The following is a 14338-nucleotide window of genomic DNA, read 5'->3' as shown; positions in this document are numbered from 1 at the left end:
TCGTTTGAAGATGGACTCAGGCGGAGATTTCCGCCGGGCGCGCACTCAGCAGCTGGACGGTATGGCTTGCAATCATCCATTCCTCGTCGGTGGGGATGACCCAGGCCGAGCGGGCGCTGCCCGCAGCAGAAATGCAGGGCCCGCCAGCGGCATTGGCCCGGCTGTCCAGGCTGAAGCCCAGCCAGGCCAGGCCGTCGACGACACGGCGCCGTATCTCGGCCGCGTTCTCGCCTATGCCACCGGTGAATACGATGCCATCCACGCCGCCCAGTGCGGCGGCCAGCGAGCCAATTTCGCGCAGGATGCGGTACACGAACAGATCCACCGCTAGTTGTGCGCGGGGCGCGTCGCTGGCCAGCAGTACGCGCATGTCGCTGGAGATGCCCGACACACCCAGTAGGCCCGATTCCCGGTAGAGCATGGACTCCACCGCCGCGGCGTCCATGCCCTTGGCTTGCAGCAGGTAGAGCAGCACGCCCGGGTCCACCGCGCCGCAGCGGGTACCCATGGGCAGGCCGTCCAGCGCGGTGAAGCCCATGGTGCTGTCCACGCTGTGCCCGCCCTGCAGCGCACACAGGCTGGCGCCATTGCCAAGGTGCAGCGCAATGACCTTGCCCTGCGCAAGCTCTGGCGCTACCAGGGGCAGGCGCGAGGCAATATATTCATAGGACAGGCCATGGAAGCCGTAGCGGCGCACGCCGGACTCATGCAGGGCATAGGGCAGGGCGTACATCTGCGCGACTTCGGCATGGGCACGGTGGAATGCGGTGTCAAAGCAGGCGACTTGCGGCACACCCGGTAGCGCATCAAAGGCTAGGCGTATCGGCGAAAGATTGTGCGGCTGGTGCAGCGGCGCCAGGGGCGACAGGGCTTGCAAATCTTCCAGTACGGCCCGCGTGACCTGCACGGGTTGCGTGTGCGTCAGGCCGCCGTGTACCACCCGGTGGCCGATGCCGCGTAGTTGGATGTCTGGCACCAGCCCGCGTACGAACTCGATCACGTGGTGCAGCGCGGCGTCATGGCCCAATGCTGCATCGGGGGCCAGTACGCGTTCGCCCAGGATGTTGCCGCTGGGGCTTTTGGCGACGAAGTGCGGGGCTGTGCCCAGCCCTTCGACCAGGCCGCGCATCAGTAGCGTGAGCGCATTCCCGGCATGCCATTCATACAGTGAAAACTTCAGGCTGGAGGAGCCAGCGTTGGCTACCGCTATCAGATCGCTGTGGGTTGTGAGCGGCATGGGATGTGTGTCTCACTAAGGGGTGGGTGTATGGCGGTACGATGGTTGGCCCGCCCATGCTTGTGCGTTCCTTGTTTCCCATTTCAATTATGCCCATGCCTGATTCCGTCCCAACCACCATCGCCAGTTCCCATCCCCACTACGACAGGCTGATCGCCGCTGCCCGGCAGTGGCCACCGCTGCGGGTGGCCGTGGTGCACCCAGCCAACGATGTGTCTTTGCAGGCAGTGCTGGAGTCGACCCGGCTGGGTTTGATCACACCGCTGCTGGTGGGGCCGCGCGCCAAGCTGGAGGCGATTGCGCAGCAGGCGCATCTGGACCTGAGCGGCTTGTACATGGTGGACGCACCCCACAGCCATGCGGCGGCCGAATTGGCGGTGGCAATGGCTCTGCGTGGCGAGGTGGACGCGCTGATGAAGGGCAGTCTGCATACCGACGAGTTGATGGCAGCCGTCGTCAAGCATGAAGGGGGGCTGCGCACGTCCCGCCGCATCAGCCATTGTTTTGTGATGGACGTGCCCGGACATCCGCGGCCTCTGATCATTTCGGATGCGGCCATCAACATCGCGCCGGGTCTGGACGAGAAAGTGGACATCGTGCAAAACGCCATTGACCTGGCCCATGCGCTGCATGTCTCGCCGGTGCGCGTGGCCGTGCTGTCGGCGATGGAAACGGTCAGCTCCAAAGTACCCTCCACCATCGACGCGGCGGCCCTGTGCAAGATGGCCGAGCGGGGCCAGATCACCGGTGCACAGCTGGACGGCCCCCTGGCGATGGACAACGCGATTGACATGGACGCCGCGCGCATCAAGGGCATTAGCTCGCCCGTGGCCGGCCAGGCCGACGTGTTGATCGTGCCGGACCTGGATGCCGGCAATATGCTGGCCAAAAGCCTGACCTTCCTGGCCGGGGCCTATGCCGCAGGCATTGTCCTGGGGGCCAAGGTGCCCATCATCCTGACCAGCCGGGCGGATTCTGAATCGGCCCGGCTGGCCTCCTGTGCGGTGGCTTCCATGCTGGTCCAGGCCGGGCGTGACGGCTTGATCAAAGCGGTGGGCTAGCTCCTGTTGCCGCGCGTGCGGGGGGCTTATGGCTTATGTCTGCACGTAGCGCAGCACCATTTCGACGATGCTGTTGCGCCGCTGGGCGATGGCCTGGGGGCTGTCCAGCGTGTGCTGGAAGATCAGTGCAAAAGTGTGGCTGTTGGCCACGTTGAAAAAGCTCAGACCGCTGATCGACATGTGCAGGTCCACCGGGTCCAGGCCACTGCGGAATACGCCGGCCGCCACACCGCGCTGGTAAACGGCGGTGATGGCTTCGATGGCGGGCTCGTTGCGCTGCTGGATGCTGGTGCTTTGCGCCAGGAATTCGCCGCGCTGCATGTTTTCGCTCATCACCAGGCGTACGAACGCGGGGTTGGCGTAGTGGTAGTCCACGCTGAAGGCCACCAGGGTACGTAGGGCTAACTCGGGCTCCAGGTCTTCCAGGTGCAGCTCGGACTCTATCTGCCGGATGCGGCTGTAGGCGGCCTCCAGCACGGCGATGTACAGGCCTTCCTTGCTACCGAAGTAGTAGTAGATCATGCGCTTGCTGGTGTGCGTGGTGTCGGCGATCACGTCCACGCGGGCGCCGGCCAGGCCTTTTTCGGAGAACTCGCGGGTGGCGACCTCGATGATGTTTTCGCGCGTGCGGTCTGGGTTGTTGGTGCGCGACGGGGGGCGTGCATCCTTGGCCTTGCTGGGCGAATGTACGGGTTCGTTCATTCCCCCAGTATAGGAGGCAGCAGCTGCAGCAGGGCGGTGTTGAAGGCCTCGGCGCGTTCGTACTGCACCCAGTGCCCGGCCTGGTCTATCCACGCGAATTGCTGAAAGTGCGGCAGGGCTTGCAAGCTGGCTTGCAGCAAGTCCGGGTGGCCTACGTACAGCGCATCCTCGCGGCCATAGATGGCCGACACGGGGCATGCCACGCGCAGCAGGTTTTGCTTCAGCACATCGGTGTTGGACAGCCGGCGCGCGGGCAGGCGGTCGCGCTGTACATTGGCCTTGTGCAGGGCCAGCGTGTCGGCGTCTATGGCCTCTGGCTGGTGCAGCATGAGTGCGGCCAGGTTGAAGCGGTGGATGGCGTCGCGCGCGTCCTCGGCCTGTAGATGCCGCCAGCCCTTGAGCTTGACGGTATTGCGCGGAACCAGGCCCAGGCCGACGGCGCCCACCACCACCAGGCGTGCCACCCGCGCCGGGTAGTCGGCGGCCAGAAAACTGCCCACCATGCCGCCGAATGAAAAGCCCACCACGTCCACCGGCTGCGCGCCCAGCAGCAGCTGCAGGCCGGCTTCCAGCGGTGCGGCGATCACGTCGGCGTCCATGCCGTCCGGGGGCAGGGCAGAGTCGCCAAAGCCGGGCAGGTCCGGCACCCAAACCTGGCGGCCCATATCTACCAATGCCTGCAGATTGCGCACCCAGTGCGTCCAGCTGCCGCTGCCGCCGTGCAAGAGCAGCAGCGGGCGTTGGCCGCCATCGGACGGACCCCATTGGTGCCAGACAGTGTGGCCGTCGCCGCAAGGGGTGAGGTGGCGGGTGGCGTGGCTGCGCAGCGAGGTGATGGCGGGTGTGGGCATGGGAGTTGGGGGATGCAGAGCGTGCGCAGTATATGGGTAAGTTCTGCTATACAAAAAGAAGCGGCTGGCGTAGATGCTATCTGCGCCAGCCGCTGTTTTGTACCTAAGTTTTGAAGGTCTCAGTTGCGCTGCTTCAGCCGCATGTCGTTGGGCAGCGGCGTGGAGCGGCGCAGCACGTCTTCGCTCAGCCACAGTGCGCTCTTACGGGCGCGGGCCGCCACCATGGGCAGGGGCATGTTGACGTAGTCGTCGTTGAAGACTTCGAAGCTGTAGTCGCCGCGGTAGCCGAGCTTGTCCAGGCGCAGCACCAGGTCCACCAGCTGTTCGCTGTGCACGCCCTCGCCGGGGAACACGCGGAAGGTGCGGGCGGTGGTCATGCGTTCTTCAAAGGTGCGGGTCTCTTGCCACATGAAGTCGGCCAGCTGCACCAGGAAGATCTTGGAAGGGTCCAGGTAGTCGATCTCGTCCAGTGGCGTCTTGGCGGCGAGGATGTGGTACGAGTCTATGCCTATGCCCAGGTTGGGACAGTCGGCGCGGCAGACCACGTCCCAGGCGGTGGTGAACTCGTTGATGGTGCGTCCCCAGGACAGGCCTTCGAATGCGATGCGTATGCCGTAGGGTACGGCCAGCATGGCAAGCTTGCGCAGGTCTTTGGCGATGTGGTCCAGATCCTGTGTGGCGTGGGCCGAGGTGGACGAGCAGGCCAGCAGCACCTTGCAGTCCAGCGCGGCGCACATCTGCAGCATGGCCTTGGCGATGTCGATCTTGTAGTCGTGCAGGTGGCCACTCAGGCCCTCGAAGTCACGCAGCACCTGGAAGCCGGTGCCGCGCAGGCCGCTGGCCTTGACTTCGGCCACCGCGGCTTCCATTCCGTCGGGGTGGCCGACAATGTCATTGGCCTTCAGCATCACTTGCGTGAAGCCGGCATCCACCATGGCCTTGAGCTTGGCGCGCAAAGGCCCGGCCAGGGTGATGGTGTCCATGCCGAAGCCTTGGATGGCGTGGGCTTTCATGCTGCTTTCTCGCTGTGGACCAGTTCAAACACCACGGAACCCAGATAGGTCTTGGTGATGGCGCCACGGCTTTCGGTGTGGGCGGCCTGGGTTTCCACAAACTCCACACCCAGCTTGCGCAGTGCGGCCACGGCGGCCAGCACGTCGGGCACGCCCAGGCCGATGCGCTGCAGGCGTTCGTCCACGTCGATTACGTTCACCTCGGGCTCGATCAGCTGCAGCATGAAGCTGCTGCCTTCGGACAGCGCGGGGCTGCGCAGCAGCTTGCCCTTGGGCATGATGCCGAAGCGTTGCTCGTCGGGGATCAGCTCCAGGCCAAACAGCGCGTTGTAGAACTCGATCCAGTCGTAGCTGCGCTCTGGACCGATGTACTGCACCACGCCGAAGAAGTGCAGGCCGGCGGTGGCCTCGGGGTGTTGGTCTACCGAAGGGATTGGGATGAAGTCCACGTCGTAGATGGAGAACTCGTTGTAGCGGTCCACAAAGTAGATGCGGCTGCCACCCGCGCCGTGGATGGCGGGGATGTTCAGCTCCATCACCTCGGCGTGGGTGGGTACCTCCCAGGCGCCGCGCTCCAGCACATAATGGTAGGCGGCACGGGCATCGCGCACGCGCAGGGCCACCGCCGAGATAGTGGGCGATTCGCTGCCATGGCCGGCGCCCTGGGCATCACTGGGGTGGCCGTTGACCACGATGTTCAGCCCGCCCTGGCGGTACAGCTGGATCTCGCGCGAGCGGTGCCGCGCCACGGGCTTGAAGCCCATCATTTCCAGCACCTGACCCAGGGCCTGGGGCTTGGGCGTGGAGTATTCGACGAACTCGATTCCGTCCAGCCCCAGGGGGTTGGCTGCGTCACTGAAAGAGGCCTGCAGCGGCTCGCGGCTGTCGTTGACGAGTAAGTCACTCATAGCTAGGTTGCTCCTAATTAAATAGCGGCTGGCGCAGGCGCTGCGTGCGCCCCACCCAAGAATAGTCGTTCAATATTCGGATCGGCAAGCAATTCGGATGCCGGCTTCTGCAGCACCAGGCGGCCGGATTCGAGTGCGATGGCTTCGTCCGAAATTTTGAGCGCGCTTTTCACGTTTTGTTCCACCATCAGCACGGTCGTGCCCTGGTCGGCCAGCTTGCGCAGCAGCTTGAACACATCGCCCACCACCATGGGGCTCAGGCCGATGCTGGGCTCGTCGATCAGGATCACCTTGGGGCGCAGCAGCAGGGCGCGGCCGATCTCCAGCTGCTTCTGCTCGCCGCCCGACAGGGCCGAGGCCATGCTGTTCATGCGCTGCTTGACCCGGGGGAAGAACTCCAGCACCTCGGGGATGCGCGCGTGCGTCAGCTCCTTGCCGATGGTGATGCCACCCAGCTCCAGGTTTTGCCACACGGTTAGTTGGCCGAACAGGTTGCGCCCCTGTGGCACAAAGGCGATGCCCTTGGCCAGCAGTTCCTTTTGCGTGGCGCCGCCAATGCTTTCGCCGTGCAGCTTGATCGTGCCCTGGCGGGGCTTGAGCAGGCCGAACAAGGTCTTCAGCACCGTGGACTTGCCGGCGCCATTGGGGCCCAGCAGCATGGTGATGGAGCCGGTCTTGGCCTTGAAGCTCAGGTTGTTCAGGATCATGAAGTCCTTGTACCCGGCCACCACGTCGTCGAATTCAATGCAGGTATCTGATGTTGCCCCCACGCTTGCCACTGCGTGTGCTGCGCTGCCTCCCGAGGGGGCCGCGCCTTGCTTGGGGCGGCCCGGCGCGGCGGCGTTCAGTTGTGTTTCGTTGGGCATGCTTATGCTCCTAAATATGCGTCAAGGACTTGCTTGTTGCCACGGATTTCCGCCGGCGTGCCGATGGCCATGACCTTGCCTTCGACCATCACCATGATGCGGTGGCACAGGTCCATCACGAAGTCCATGTTGTGTTCGATAACCACGAAGCTGCTCTTCTTGCCGCTGGCAGGGTTGCGGTTCAGGTCTTTCAGCAGCGTGGAGATGCCACCCACCAGGCTGGGGTTCACGCCGGCGCAGGGTTCGTCCAGCAGCACCAGGTCGGGCTCGCTCATGAAGGCCATGGCGATGTCGACCAGCTTTTGCTGGCCGTAGCTGAGTTCGCCGGCCTTTTTGTCGGCTACGTGCTCAATGCGGAAGCGCTTGATCAAGGCATCGGCCTTGCCGCCCAGGCCCGAGTCACCGGGCGCGAACATTCGGCTGAACATGCTGCCGTGGTGCTCTTGGGCCGCCACAATCAGGTTGTCGCGCACGCTCATCTTGCCAAACACCTGCAGCGTCTGGAAGGTGCGGCCCACGCCCTTACGGTTCAGCTCCAGCGGGCCGCAATGGGTCACGTCTTCGCCGTTGAGTTCGATCTTGCCGGTGTCTGGCGTGATCTGGCCCAGCATGCTGTTGAACAGCGTGGTCTTGCCCGAACCATTGGGGCCGATGACGCCGAAGATTTCACCGGGCTGGACTTCGAAGCTGACGCCGCCTACGGCCTGAATGGCTCCGTAGGCCTTCTTCAGGTCGGTGACTTTTAACAGGGACTGGCTCATGGTTTGGCTCCTGCGGCAGCACGTGCGGCGCTGGCTTCTTTGGATTGTTTCTTGGCCTTTAGGCGGTCAGGCAGGCTCAGCAGCCCGTCGGGCAGCCAAACCATCAGCACCACCACGGCGGCGCCGAATAGCGGCAGGTACCAGTCGGACACGCCGGGCACGTCACGCAGCCACTCTGGCACGACCACGCCGACGGCGGCGCCAACGATGGGGCCGAGGAAGTAGCCGGGGCCGCCGACCACCACCATCAGGTACATCATGATCGATGCGCCTACGGCGAACGGGGCGGGTTCGATGAACTGCACCAGCGAGGCGAACAGTGCGCCGGCAATGCCTGCGTAGGCCGCGCCGATGGCGAAGGACAGCAGGGTGTAGCTGCGGATGTTGATGCCCAGGCTTTCCGCACGGATCGGGTTGTCGCGCAGCGCTGTGAAGGCTTTGCCCCAAGGTGAGCGCAGCAGGCCCCACAGCAGCAGTGCCAGCACCACGGCAAAGGCCAGTACCAGGTAGTAATAGTTCAGGTTGGCGTTGGCAAATGCGGGGCGGGCGATATCGTTGATACCGAAGGTGCCGCCGGTCAGCCATTCCTCGTTGCGCATCACCAGCCAGACGGCGGTGTTGAAGCCCAGGGTGGCAAACGCCAGGTAGATGGTCTGCACGCGCAGTGCCGGGAAGCCCAGCACCAGGCCTACTGCAAAGCACAGCAGTGCCGCAGCCGGAATGCCCAGCCACCAGCTGAAGCCCGCCTTGAGCAGCAGGGCCATGGTGTAGGCGCCAATGCCGAAGAAGGCGGCGTGGCCCAGAGATTTCTGGCCGGCGTAACCCACGGTCAGGTTCAAGCCCATGGTGGCGACCACGAAGATCAGCCAGGTGGTCAGCAGGTAGATTCCGTAGTTTTTAAGAAATTGCGGCGTAACGCACAGAAATACTGCGGCGACTGCTATGGAAATGAGAGTGCTCTTTTTCATGATCAGACCTTGCGTTCTTCTTTTTTGCCCAGCAGGCCTTGGGGTTTGAACAGGATCACCACCATGAAAATCACCAGCGCCACGGCGTCCTTGTAGGCCGGCGAGATATAGGCAGCAGCCAGGTTTTCGCAGACGCCGACGATCAGCCCGCCCAGCAGTGCACCGCGCGAGTTGTTGAAGCCGCCGATGATGGCCGCGAAGAAGGCCTTGTTGCCCAGGCTTTCACCCATGTCGAACTTGGCCAGGTAGGTCGGCGTGATCAGCACGGCGGCGGCGCAGGCCAGGATGGCGTTGATGGCGAATGTGTAGAAGATCATGCGCGGCACATTGATGCCCAGCACGCTGGCGCTCTCGGTGTTCTGCGCCACGGCCTGCATGGCGCGGCCGGTGATGGTCTTATTCAGAAAGGCTTGGGTGCCGAACACCAGCAGCAGGGCCAGCACCAGGGTGCCTACGTCGGCCATGGTGATGGTGACGCCGGCGATGTTGAACAGCTTGTCGGCAAACAGGCTGGGGAAGGGGTGGGCTTCGGCACTGTAGCCGGCACGCATGCCGTTGCGCATGGCAATCGACAAGCCGATGGTGGCCACCACGATGGGCATCATGCCGAACTTGAACAGCGGGTCCACGATGCCGCGTTTGAAGGCCCAGCCGAGGACGGCGGTGGCCAGTATGCAGGTGAGCAGAAAGCTGACCAGGAATGGCGCTCCCATGTTGATGAAGGCCAGCATCATGAAGGCGGGCAGCATGACGAACTCGCCCTGGGCGAAGTTGATGGTGCCGGCGGCTTGCCACAGCAGCGTGAAGCCGAGTGCGGCCAGCGCATAGATGCCTCCGGTGGCCAGGCCACTGAAGAAGAGTTGGAGGAAGTCGGTCACGGGAGGGGCTCCTGGAGGTGTTGTACGCACCCACGGCAATGGGTGGGGCACTTTGTGATGCCCTCTCCCGCGCAGGGGAGAGGGTTGGCGCGGGTGTCCGCCGGGCGTTTACTTCTTGGTCTTGACGTTGACGTTGGAGGCGTTCAGCGGTGGCACGATGGCGATCACGTCTTGCTTGTTGTTCTTCACCTGGACGATGAAGCTTTCGCGGTCCAGGTCACCGTTCTGGTCGAGCTCCACGTTCATCAGCACGCCTGGGTATTTGTCGGTGGTGACCTTCAGGCCGTGCAGCGCGGCAGCCACGGCCTTGCGGTCCAGCTTGCCGACCTTTTCAATCGCGGCCTTCAACACATACACACCGCTATAGCCCTTCATGCCGTTATGGTCCGACACATAGCCGTAGGCCTTTTCGAACTTGGCGCTGAAGGCGCGGATCGACGGGATGGGCGCATCCACGGTCAGGCCCACGTGGGCGATGGCGCCGTTGGCGGATTCACCTGCCAGGTCGATCACTTTTTGGCCGGTCAGGGTGGTTTCGCCGATGATGGGCTTGCTCCAGCCTTGCTTCTTCAGCTCGCGCAGGGCACGGGCGGATTCTTCTTCGTTGGTGTAGACGAACAGCGCATCTGGGTCGGCCTGCTTGGCCTTCAGCACGGGGGCGGTGAAGTCCACCTGGCCGCTGTCAGACGAGATTTCTGCAACGATCTTGGTGTCGGTGCCGGCCAGGGCTTTTTTGATGGAGTCCAGGCCGCCCTTGCCGAAGTCGTTGTTTACGTAGATCACCGCCAGGGTTTTGGCCTTGACGGTTTGGTTGATGTAGCGCGCCACCTTGGGCATGGCGGTTTCTTGGGTGAAGCTGGTGCGGAAGACGTAGGGGTTGCCCTGCTTGGTGATGGAGGCCGCTTCACCACCGGTGAAGTTCGGCACCTCGGCCTTACGGCTTTCGGCCATGCTCACCATGATGGAGCCGGAGAACACCGGGCCAAAGATGGCGAACACATCGTTGTCGATGGCTTTTTGGGTCAGGCCCTTGGCCACGCCGGGGTTGCTTTGCGTGTCGGTGGTGATGGTTTCGAACTTCTTGCCCAGCACGCCGCCATCGGCATTGATTTCCTTGACGGCCAGTTCCACGCCGTTCTTGAAGTTGGTGCCTGCTGTGGCACCGCCACCGGACAGCTCGACGATATTGGCAAGCTTGATGGTTGCTTGCGCGAATGCGCCGCCTGCGCTTGCTGCAATGGCGCAGGCTGCTATGAATTTAAGAGCGAATCGTTTTTGGAACTGGGATTGCATGCACTATCTCCTGGAGTGTGGTTTCGGGAAAGGGTTGGACTGAAAGCTTACGGTAATTTAGCGGCGAATTTCGTCCAGCAACTCGCTTGGGTAGATAAGTTCGCGCAAAAAATTTGCATCCTGGCGTACGTGTTGCGCTGCAGCATGAAAGCCGAAGAAGTCCAGATAGCGATGGGTTTGCTGGATCAGCATTTCAAAGCCGGGTTCGGCCACCAGGCCGCGGGCGCGCACGGCACGCACGGCCGGCGTGGGCTGGTTCTTCATCAGGATGTCCACCAGTGCCGCTTGCGGCCCCATGCGGCGCACATCGAAGGGCAGCGGGTCGCTGGCCTGCATGCCCAGCGGCGTGGCGTTGATCACCAGGTCGTAGCCCGCAGGGTCGTTGTTGGCCGCCGCCACCAAGGGCACCGGTGACATGGCCGCCATGCGCTGTGCGGCACTGGCTGCGCGGCCCGGAGCGGGGTCGAAAAAAGCAATTTTTGCCGGGGCCGAGGCTCCGGCCAGGGCGAGCGATGCGGCAATGGCCGCCGCCGCGCCACCCGCACCCAGAATCAGCACTCGGCTGGCCTGGTAGCGGATCTGGAAATAGTCCAGACTGGCTACAAAACCTTCACCGTCGAACAGCCCGCCTTCCAGCCGGCCATCTGCATTGCGGCGCACTGCGTTCACGGCACCGGCCATGGTGGCCAGGTCGCTGCAACTGTCCAGCAAGGACAGCATGGGCGCCTTGTGCGGAATGGTGACCCACACACCTTTGATGTTCGGTGCCTTGAAGGCGGAACTGACAAAACCCTGCAGGTCCGCCGGCGCAATGTGCACCGGCACCAGTACCGCGTTGATGCCCAGCAGGTTGAAGATGCGGTTGAAGGTGGTGGGCGCCTGCACCTGCTGCACCGGATCCCCGACGATGAAATACACATCGGTATGGCCGTTGATCGTCGGCATGGCGGTGCGGATATCGGCGTTGGGCATGGTCAGATCGGGGTGGGCATGAATGGGGCGTTGATGGGGGTGGAATGTAGGGTAGTCACTGGGGCAACGGAATTCTTGCAGGACTTAAATGCGCGATTAATGAACACATGAGTGCGATAATTAAACGTAACTAGGGTTAACACATGGCAACAGAAACTGACAAGTCGACCCCACTGGCCCGCCGAGACTGGATCGCCGGCCTGGACAAGGGGCTGGGCCTGATGGAGTCGTTTGACGACGCCCATCCGCGCATGACCGCCACCCAGGTAGGGCAGCGCTGCGGGCTGACACGCACTGCAGCGCGCCGCTATCTGCTGACGCTGTCGCATCTGGGTTATCTGGCGACCGATGGCAAGCTGTTCTGGCTGACACCACGGGTGCTGCGGCTGGGGCAAAGTTATCTGGAGTCGGCCCGCCTGCCGCGCATCGTGCAGCCTTTTTTGCAGCGCATCACGGCTGGCACCATGGAGGTGGCCTACCTCAGCGTGCTGGATGGCGACGACATCGTCTACATCGCCCGCAACGGCCCCACCCGGGCCATGAACACCGGCTATGTGCTGGGCGGCCGGGTGCAGGCCGAGGTCACCGCCGCCGGCATGCAGATGCTGGCTCTGCGCACGCCCGCGCAACTGGAGGAGTGGCTGGCCGGCCATGAGTTGAAGACCTACACCACCCACACCATCATCGACAAGGACAAGCTGCTGACCACCTTGGCGCAAATACGCCAGCAGGGCTGGGCCTTGTCGGAGCAGCAGTTGGAGCTGAAATACCGCGGCATCGCCGTGGCGCTGCGCGACCGCAACGGCGATGCCGTGGGCGCCCTCAGCGTCACCATGCCCATGGGCCATGAGTCGGGCGCGGATGCCGTGGCCCGGGTGCTGCCGGTGCTGCGCGAAACCGCCCAGGCCATGCGCAACCTGATTTGATGGTTTGCTATTGAATTGGTAGCTGCTTGCGCAGAAGATACCTGAGCTGAAGGCTATTTTGATGCTTGGTCCAGAACCTGGCCCAGGCGCTCCCAGCGCACGCCCTGGCTGTCCATGGAGAACCATACCTGCCGGGCTCGACCCAGAATGTCCTGCATGGGCACGGTTCCAAAGCTGCGGGAATCGGTGCTGGCCAGCCGGTTGTCGCCGAGCACAAAGACCTGGCCGTCGGGCACGGTGAGATCGGCGCTGGTCTGCGGGCTATGTGGGGCACGGTTCAGGTCCGGGTTGGGCGTGGCGGGGGCGGACAGGGCAGGGGGAGCCTGCCACTGCACTTGCCATTGGCGCGTGCCTATGGATTCGGTCACCGTGGTGCTGCCGGGCGCAGGTGGGTCACGCCGCAAGGCCTGGCCGTTGACCCAGATCTGCTGGCCGTCGATCTGGATGTGGTCGCCGGGCAGGCCGATCACGCGCTTGATGTAGCGCACGCTGCGGTCATTGGGGTAGGCAAATACGGCGATGTCGCCACGGTGCACGCCCTGCTGGCAGCCGGGGCAGTTGTAGCGCTTGTCGGCCCAGATCAGGTCGCCTCTGCGCACGCTCGGCTCCATGCTGCCGGATGGAATGTAGAAGGGCTCCACCTGGTGCTGGCGCACGTATAGGCTGAGCAGGGGCAGGGCCAGTAAATCGCATAGCACGAACACCAGCGCATACACCCCGCTTTGCTGCCAGGCCAGGGCCGGGCCGCCGGGGTGGCGCCGCGCGCCGCGCCAGGCATCCCACACGCTGTAGGCCCACACGGCCAGGGTCAGGCCCAAGCCCAGCAGCAGCGTGGGCAGCATCAGCCTGCTTGGCAGGTAGAGCGCGACCAGCGCCACGCCGGGAATGCATAGCAGCGCAAATACCAGGAACTGCCAGATGCCACGGTTCAATGCGCCGTTGTAGAGCTGGCCAAAGCCGGGTAACACCAGCGAGGCCAGAGCCGCCACCAGTGGGCGGCGTGGGGTGATGGAGATAGAGGGCATGGGGGCTCCTTCAAACAGTTCTACAAGGCTGCGGCACCGAGCCACAGGCCAAAGACAAAGCCGCCGGCCTGGCTCAGACCCAGCACACCACCGCCCAGCAGGCCGGTAGCAGCCAGCAGCCAGCGCAGGCGCGACCATGGCGTGGGCTGCTTGTACTGCTTTGGTGCTGCCACAGGCATGGTCTGGCGTGGCAGTTGCCGCAGCACGCGCTGTGCAAAGTCGGGCGGTGGCTGCAGCAATTCGCGCTGCAGCAGGGTGTCCAGATCGGTATCAGTCATGGGATCGGTCCTGGGATGAGTCATGGGATGAGTCATGGGATGAGTCATGGGGCTTCTCCGTGTCAGTGGCCAGCAAGGCGCGCAGCCGTTGTTTGGCCCGGTGCAGGCGGGTTTTGATGGCGGCCAGGCTGTCGCCTTCTATGCGGGCCACATCGGCCAGGGCCAGGTCCTGCACATACACCAGGGCCAGCGCGCTGCGGTCGGCCAGGGGCAACTGGCGCAGTGCGGCCTGCAGGCGGGCGCTTTGCTGCAGCTGGTCCAGTGTGTGTTCGGGGCCGGGCTGGGGGCAGGCGATTTCGGGCAGGGCCTCGCCGCTGGCTTCTTGCCGGTACGCTGCACTCTGCAGTGCGTTGCAGGCCAGGTTGCGGGCTATCGTGAACAACCAGGTATTGAACTGGGCGCGATCGGGCTGGTAGCGGGGCAGCTGCGTCCAGGCGCGCAAGAAGGTTTCTTGCGCCAGGTCTTCCGCCTGTGCCTGCTGGCAGCCCATGCGGCCCAGAAAGCCGAACAGCGGGCCTTGGTGCATATCCACCAGTTCGGCAAAGGCCTGCGTATCGCCGGCGGCAATGCGTTGCAACAAAGCGGAGGGCAAGGGCAAG

Annotated in this window: 16 protein-coding genes; 2 read left to right on the top strand and 14 right to left on the bottom strand. The window is 63.7% G+C overall.

What is annotated here, in order from left to right; translation table 11 throughout:
• Nucleotides 1-16: 16 nt before the first annotated feature.
• A complete protein-coding gene (locus AC07O2_RS15710) occupies nt 17-1237 on the bottom strand; it encodes an acetate/propionate family kinase (RefSeq protein ID WP_495076681.1) in 1221 nt (406 codons plus the stop codon).
• 95 nt (nt 1238-1332) lie between these two features.
• Here AC07O2_RS15710 and AC07O2_RS15705 point away from each other — a divergent pair, with 95 nt between their 5' ends.
• Nucleotides 1333-2298 (top strand): bifunctional enoyl-CoA hydratase/phosphate acetyltransferase, encoded by a 966-nt coding sequence (locus AC07O2_RS15705; protein WP_495076680.1) that lies wholly within the window; start codon nt 1333-1335, stop codon nt 2296-2298.
• 33 nt (nt 2299-2331) lie between these two features.
• Here AC07O2_RS15705 and AC07O2_RS15700 read toward each other — a convergent pair whose 3' ends face one another.
• From AC07O2_RS15700 to AC07O2_RS15655, 10 genes are all read right to left on the bottom strand, one after another.
• On the bottom strand, nt 2332-3000 hold the full coding sequence (locus AC07O2_RS15700; protein ID WP_495076679.1) for a TetR/AcrR family transcriptional regulator: 669 nt from the start codon (nt 2998-3000) through the stop codon (nt 2332-2334).
• Complete coding sequence (locus AC07O2_RS15695; RefSeq protein ID WP_495076678.1) at nt 2997-3851, bottom strand: alpha/beta fold hydrolase; 855 nt, start codon at nt 3849-3851, stop codon at nt 2997-2999. The genes AC07O2_RS15700 and AC07O2_RS15695 overlap by 4 nt, the downstream gene beginning before the upstream one ends.
• A 119-nt stretch (nt 3852-3970) precedes the next feature.
• Entirely contained in the window at nt 3971-4864 is an 894-nt protein-coding gene (locus tag AC07O2_RS15690; RefSeq protein ID WP_495076677.1) for a sugar phosphate isomerase/epimerase family protein, read from the bottom strand.
• Nucleotides 4861-5772 carry a VOC family protein gene (locus AC07O2_RS15685; protein ID WP_495076676.1) on the bottom strand — a complete coding sequence of 304 codons (912 nt, stop codon included), beginning with the start codon at nt 5770-5772 and terminating at the stop codon, nt 4861-4863. Before AC07O2_RS15685 ends, AC07O2_RS15690 begins: the two co-directional genes overlap by 4 nt.
• A 17-nt stretch (nt 5773-5789) precedes the next feature.
• Nucleotides 5790-6479, bottom strand: a complete 690-nt coding sequence (locus AC07O2_RS15680) for an ABC transporter ATP-binding protein (protein ID WP_495076727.1) — start codon at nt 6477-6479, stop codon at nt 5790-5792.
• A gap of 161 nt (nt 6480-6640) precedes the next feature.
• The gene (locus AC07O2_RS15675; protein WP_495076675.1) at nt 6641-7399 is read right to left on the bottom strand and encodes an ABC transporter ATP-binding protein; all 759 of its coding nucleotides are present in this window, start codon (nt 7397-7399) and stop codon (nt 6641-6643) included.
• Nucleotides 7396-8367: a branched-chain amino acid ABC transporter permease gene (locus AC07O2_RS15670; protein WP_495076674.1), complete on the bottom strand. Its 972-nt coding sequence runs from the start codon at nt 8365-8367 to the stop codon at nt 7396-7398. Before AC07O2_RS15670 ends, AC07O2_RS15675 begins: the two co-directional genes overlap by 4 nt.
• 2 nt (nt 8368-8369) lie before the next feature.
• Nucleotides 8370-9245, bottom strand: a complete 876-nt coding sequence (locus tag AC07O2_RS15665; protein ID WP_490590128.1) for a branched-chain amino acid ABC transporter permease — start codon at nt 9243-9245, stop codon at nt 8370-8372.
• Between the two features lie 108 nt (nt 9246-9353).
• Complete coding sequence (locus AC07O2_RS15660; RefSeq protein ID WP_495076673.1) at nt 9354-10538, bottom strand: ABC transporter substrate-binding protein; 1185 nt, start codon at nt 10536-10538, stop codon at nt 9354-9356.
• A gap of 57 nt (nt 10539-10595) precedes the next feature.
• Complete coding sequence (locus AC07O2_RS15655) at nt 10596-11510, bottom strand: shikimate dehydrogenase family protein (protein WP_495076672.1); 915 nt, start codon at nt 11508-11510, stop codon at nt 10596-10598.
• A 143-nt stretch (nt 11511-11653) separates the two neighbouring features.
• Between AC07O2_RS15655 and AC07O2_RS15650 the strand changes: the two genes are divergently transcribed.
• Complete coding sequence (locus AC07O2_RS15650) at nt 11654-12436, top strand: IclR family transcriptional regulator domain-containing protein (RefSeq protein WP_495076671.1); 783 nt, start codon at nt 11654-11656, stop codon at nt 12434-12436.
• A 53-nt stretch (nt 12437-12489) separates the two neighbouring features.
• On the opposite strand, the gene lepB is transcribed toward AC07O2_RS15650, so the two are convergent.
• Genes lepB through AC07O2_RS15635 form a run of 3 tightly spaced genes read right to left on the bottom strand, consistent with a single transcriptional unit; the run spans nt 12490 to nt 14331 of the window.
• Nucleotides 12490-13461, bottom strand: a complete 972-nt coding sequence (gene lepB / locus AC07O2_RS15645) for a signal peptidase I (RefSeq protein ID WP_495076670.1) — start codon at nt 13459-13461, stop codon at nt 12490-12492.
• A gap of 20 nt (nt 13462-13481) precedes the next feature.
• Nucleotides 13482-13739 (bottom strand): hypothetical protein, encoded by a 258-nt coding sequence (locus AC07O2_RS15640; RefSeq protein WP_495076669.1) that lies wholly within the window; start codon nt 13737-13739, stop codon nt 13482-13484.
• A complete protein-coding gene (locus AC07O2_RS15635) occupies nt 13732-14331 on the bottom strand; it encodes an RNA polymerase sigma factor (RefSeq protein ID WP_495076668.1) in 600 nt (199 codons plus the stop codon). Before AC07O2_RS15635 ends, AC07O2_RS15640 begins: the two co-directional genes overlap by 8 nt.
• Between the last annotated feature and the right edge of the window lie 7 nt (nt 14332-14338).

This window comes from Rhodoferax sp. GW821-FHT10B06, assembly GCF_059415605.1.
Note: the sequence above shows the minus strand (reverse complement) of the source record. Positions and strands in the feature narration are given on the sequence as shown.

Excerpts from the sequence above, each read along its gene's own strand:
- AC07O2_RS15710 (WP_495076681.1), bottom strand. The coding sequence starts at position 1,237 with ATGCCGCTCACAACCCACAGCGATCTGATAGCGGTAGCCAACGCTGGC.
- AC07O2_RS15705 (WP_495076680.1), top strand. The coding sequence starts at position 1,333 with ATGCCTGATTCCGTCCCAACCACCATCGCCAGTTCCCATCCCCACTAC.
- AC07O2_RS15700 (WP_495076679.1), bottom strand. The coding sequence starts at position 3,000 with ATGAACGAACCCGTACATTCGCCCAGCAAGGCCAAGGATGCACGCCCC.
- AC07O2_RS15695 (WP_495076678.1), bottom strand. The coding sequence starts at position 3,851 with ATGCCCACACCCGCCATCACCTCGCTGCGCAGCCACGCCACCCGCCAC.
- AC07O2_RS15690 (WP_495076677.1), bottom strand. The coding sequence starts at position 4,864 with ATGAAAGCCCACGCCATCCAAGGCTTCGGCATGGACACCATCACCCTG.
- AC07O2_RS15685 (WP_495076676.1), bottom strand. The coding sequence starts at position 5,772 with ATGAGTGACTTACTCGTCAACGACAGCCGCGAGCCGCTGCAGGCCTCT.
- AC07O2_RS15680 (WP_495076727.1), bottom strand. The coding sequence starts at position 6,479 with ATGATCCTGAACAACCTGAGCTTCAAGGCCAAGACCGGCTCCATCACC.
- AC07O2_RS15675 (WP_495076675.1), bottom strand. The coding sequence starts at position 7,399 with ATGAGCCAGTCCCTGTTAAAAGTCACCGACCTGAAGAAGGCCTACGGA.
- AC07O2_RS15670 (WP_495076674.1), bottom strand. The coding sequence starts at position 8,367 with ATGAAAAAGAGCACTCTCATTTCCATAGCAGTCGCCGCAGTATTTCTG.
- AC07O2_RS15660 (WP_495076673.1), bottom strand. The coding sequence starts at position 10,538 with ATGCAATCCCAGTTCCAAAAACGATTCGCTCTTAAATTCATAGCAGCC.
- AC07O2_RS15655 (WP_495076672.1), bottom strand. The coding sequence starts at position 11,510 with ATGCCCAACGCCGATATCCGCACCGCCATGCCGACGATCAACGGCCAT.
- AC07O2_RS15650 (WP_495076671.1), top strand. The coding sequence starts at position 11,654 with ATGGCAACAGAAACTGACAAGTCGACCCCACTGGCCCGCCGAGACTGG.
- lepB (WP_495076670.1), bottom strand. The coding sequence starts at position 13,461 with ATGCCCTCTATCTCCATCACCCCACGCCGCCCACTGGTGGCGGCTCTG.
- AC07O2_RS15640 (WP_495076669.1), bottom strand. The coding sequence starts at position 13,739 with ATGACTGATACCGATCTGGACACCCTGCTGCAGCGCGAATTGCTGCAG.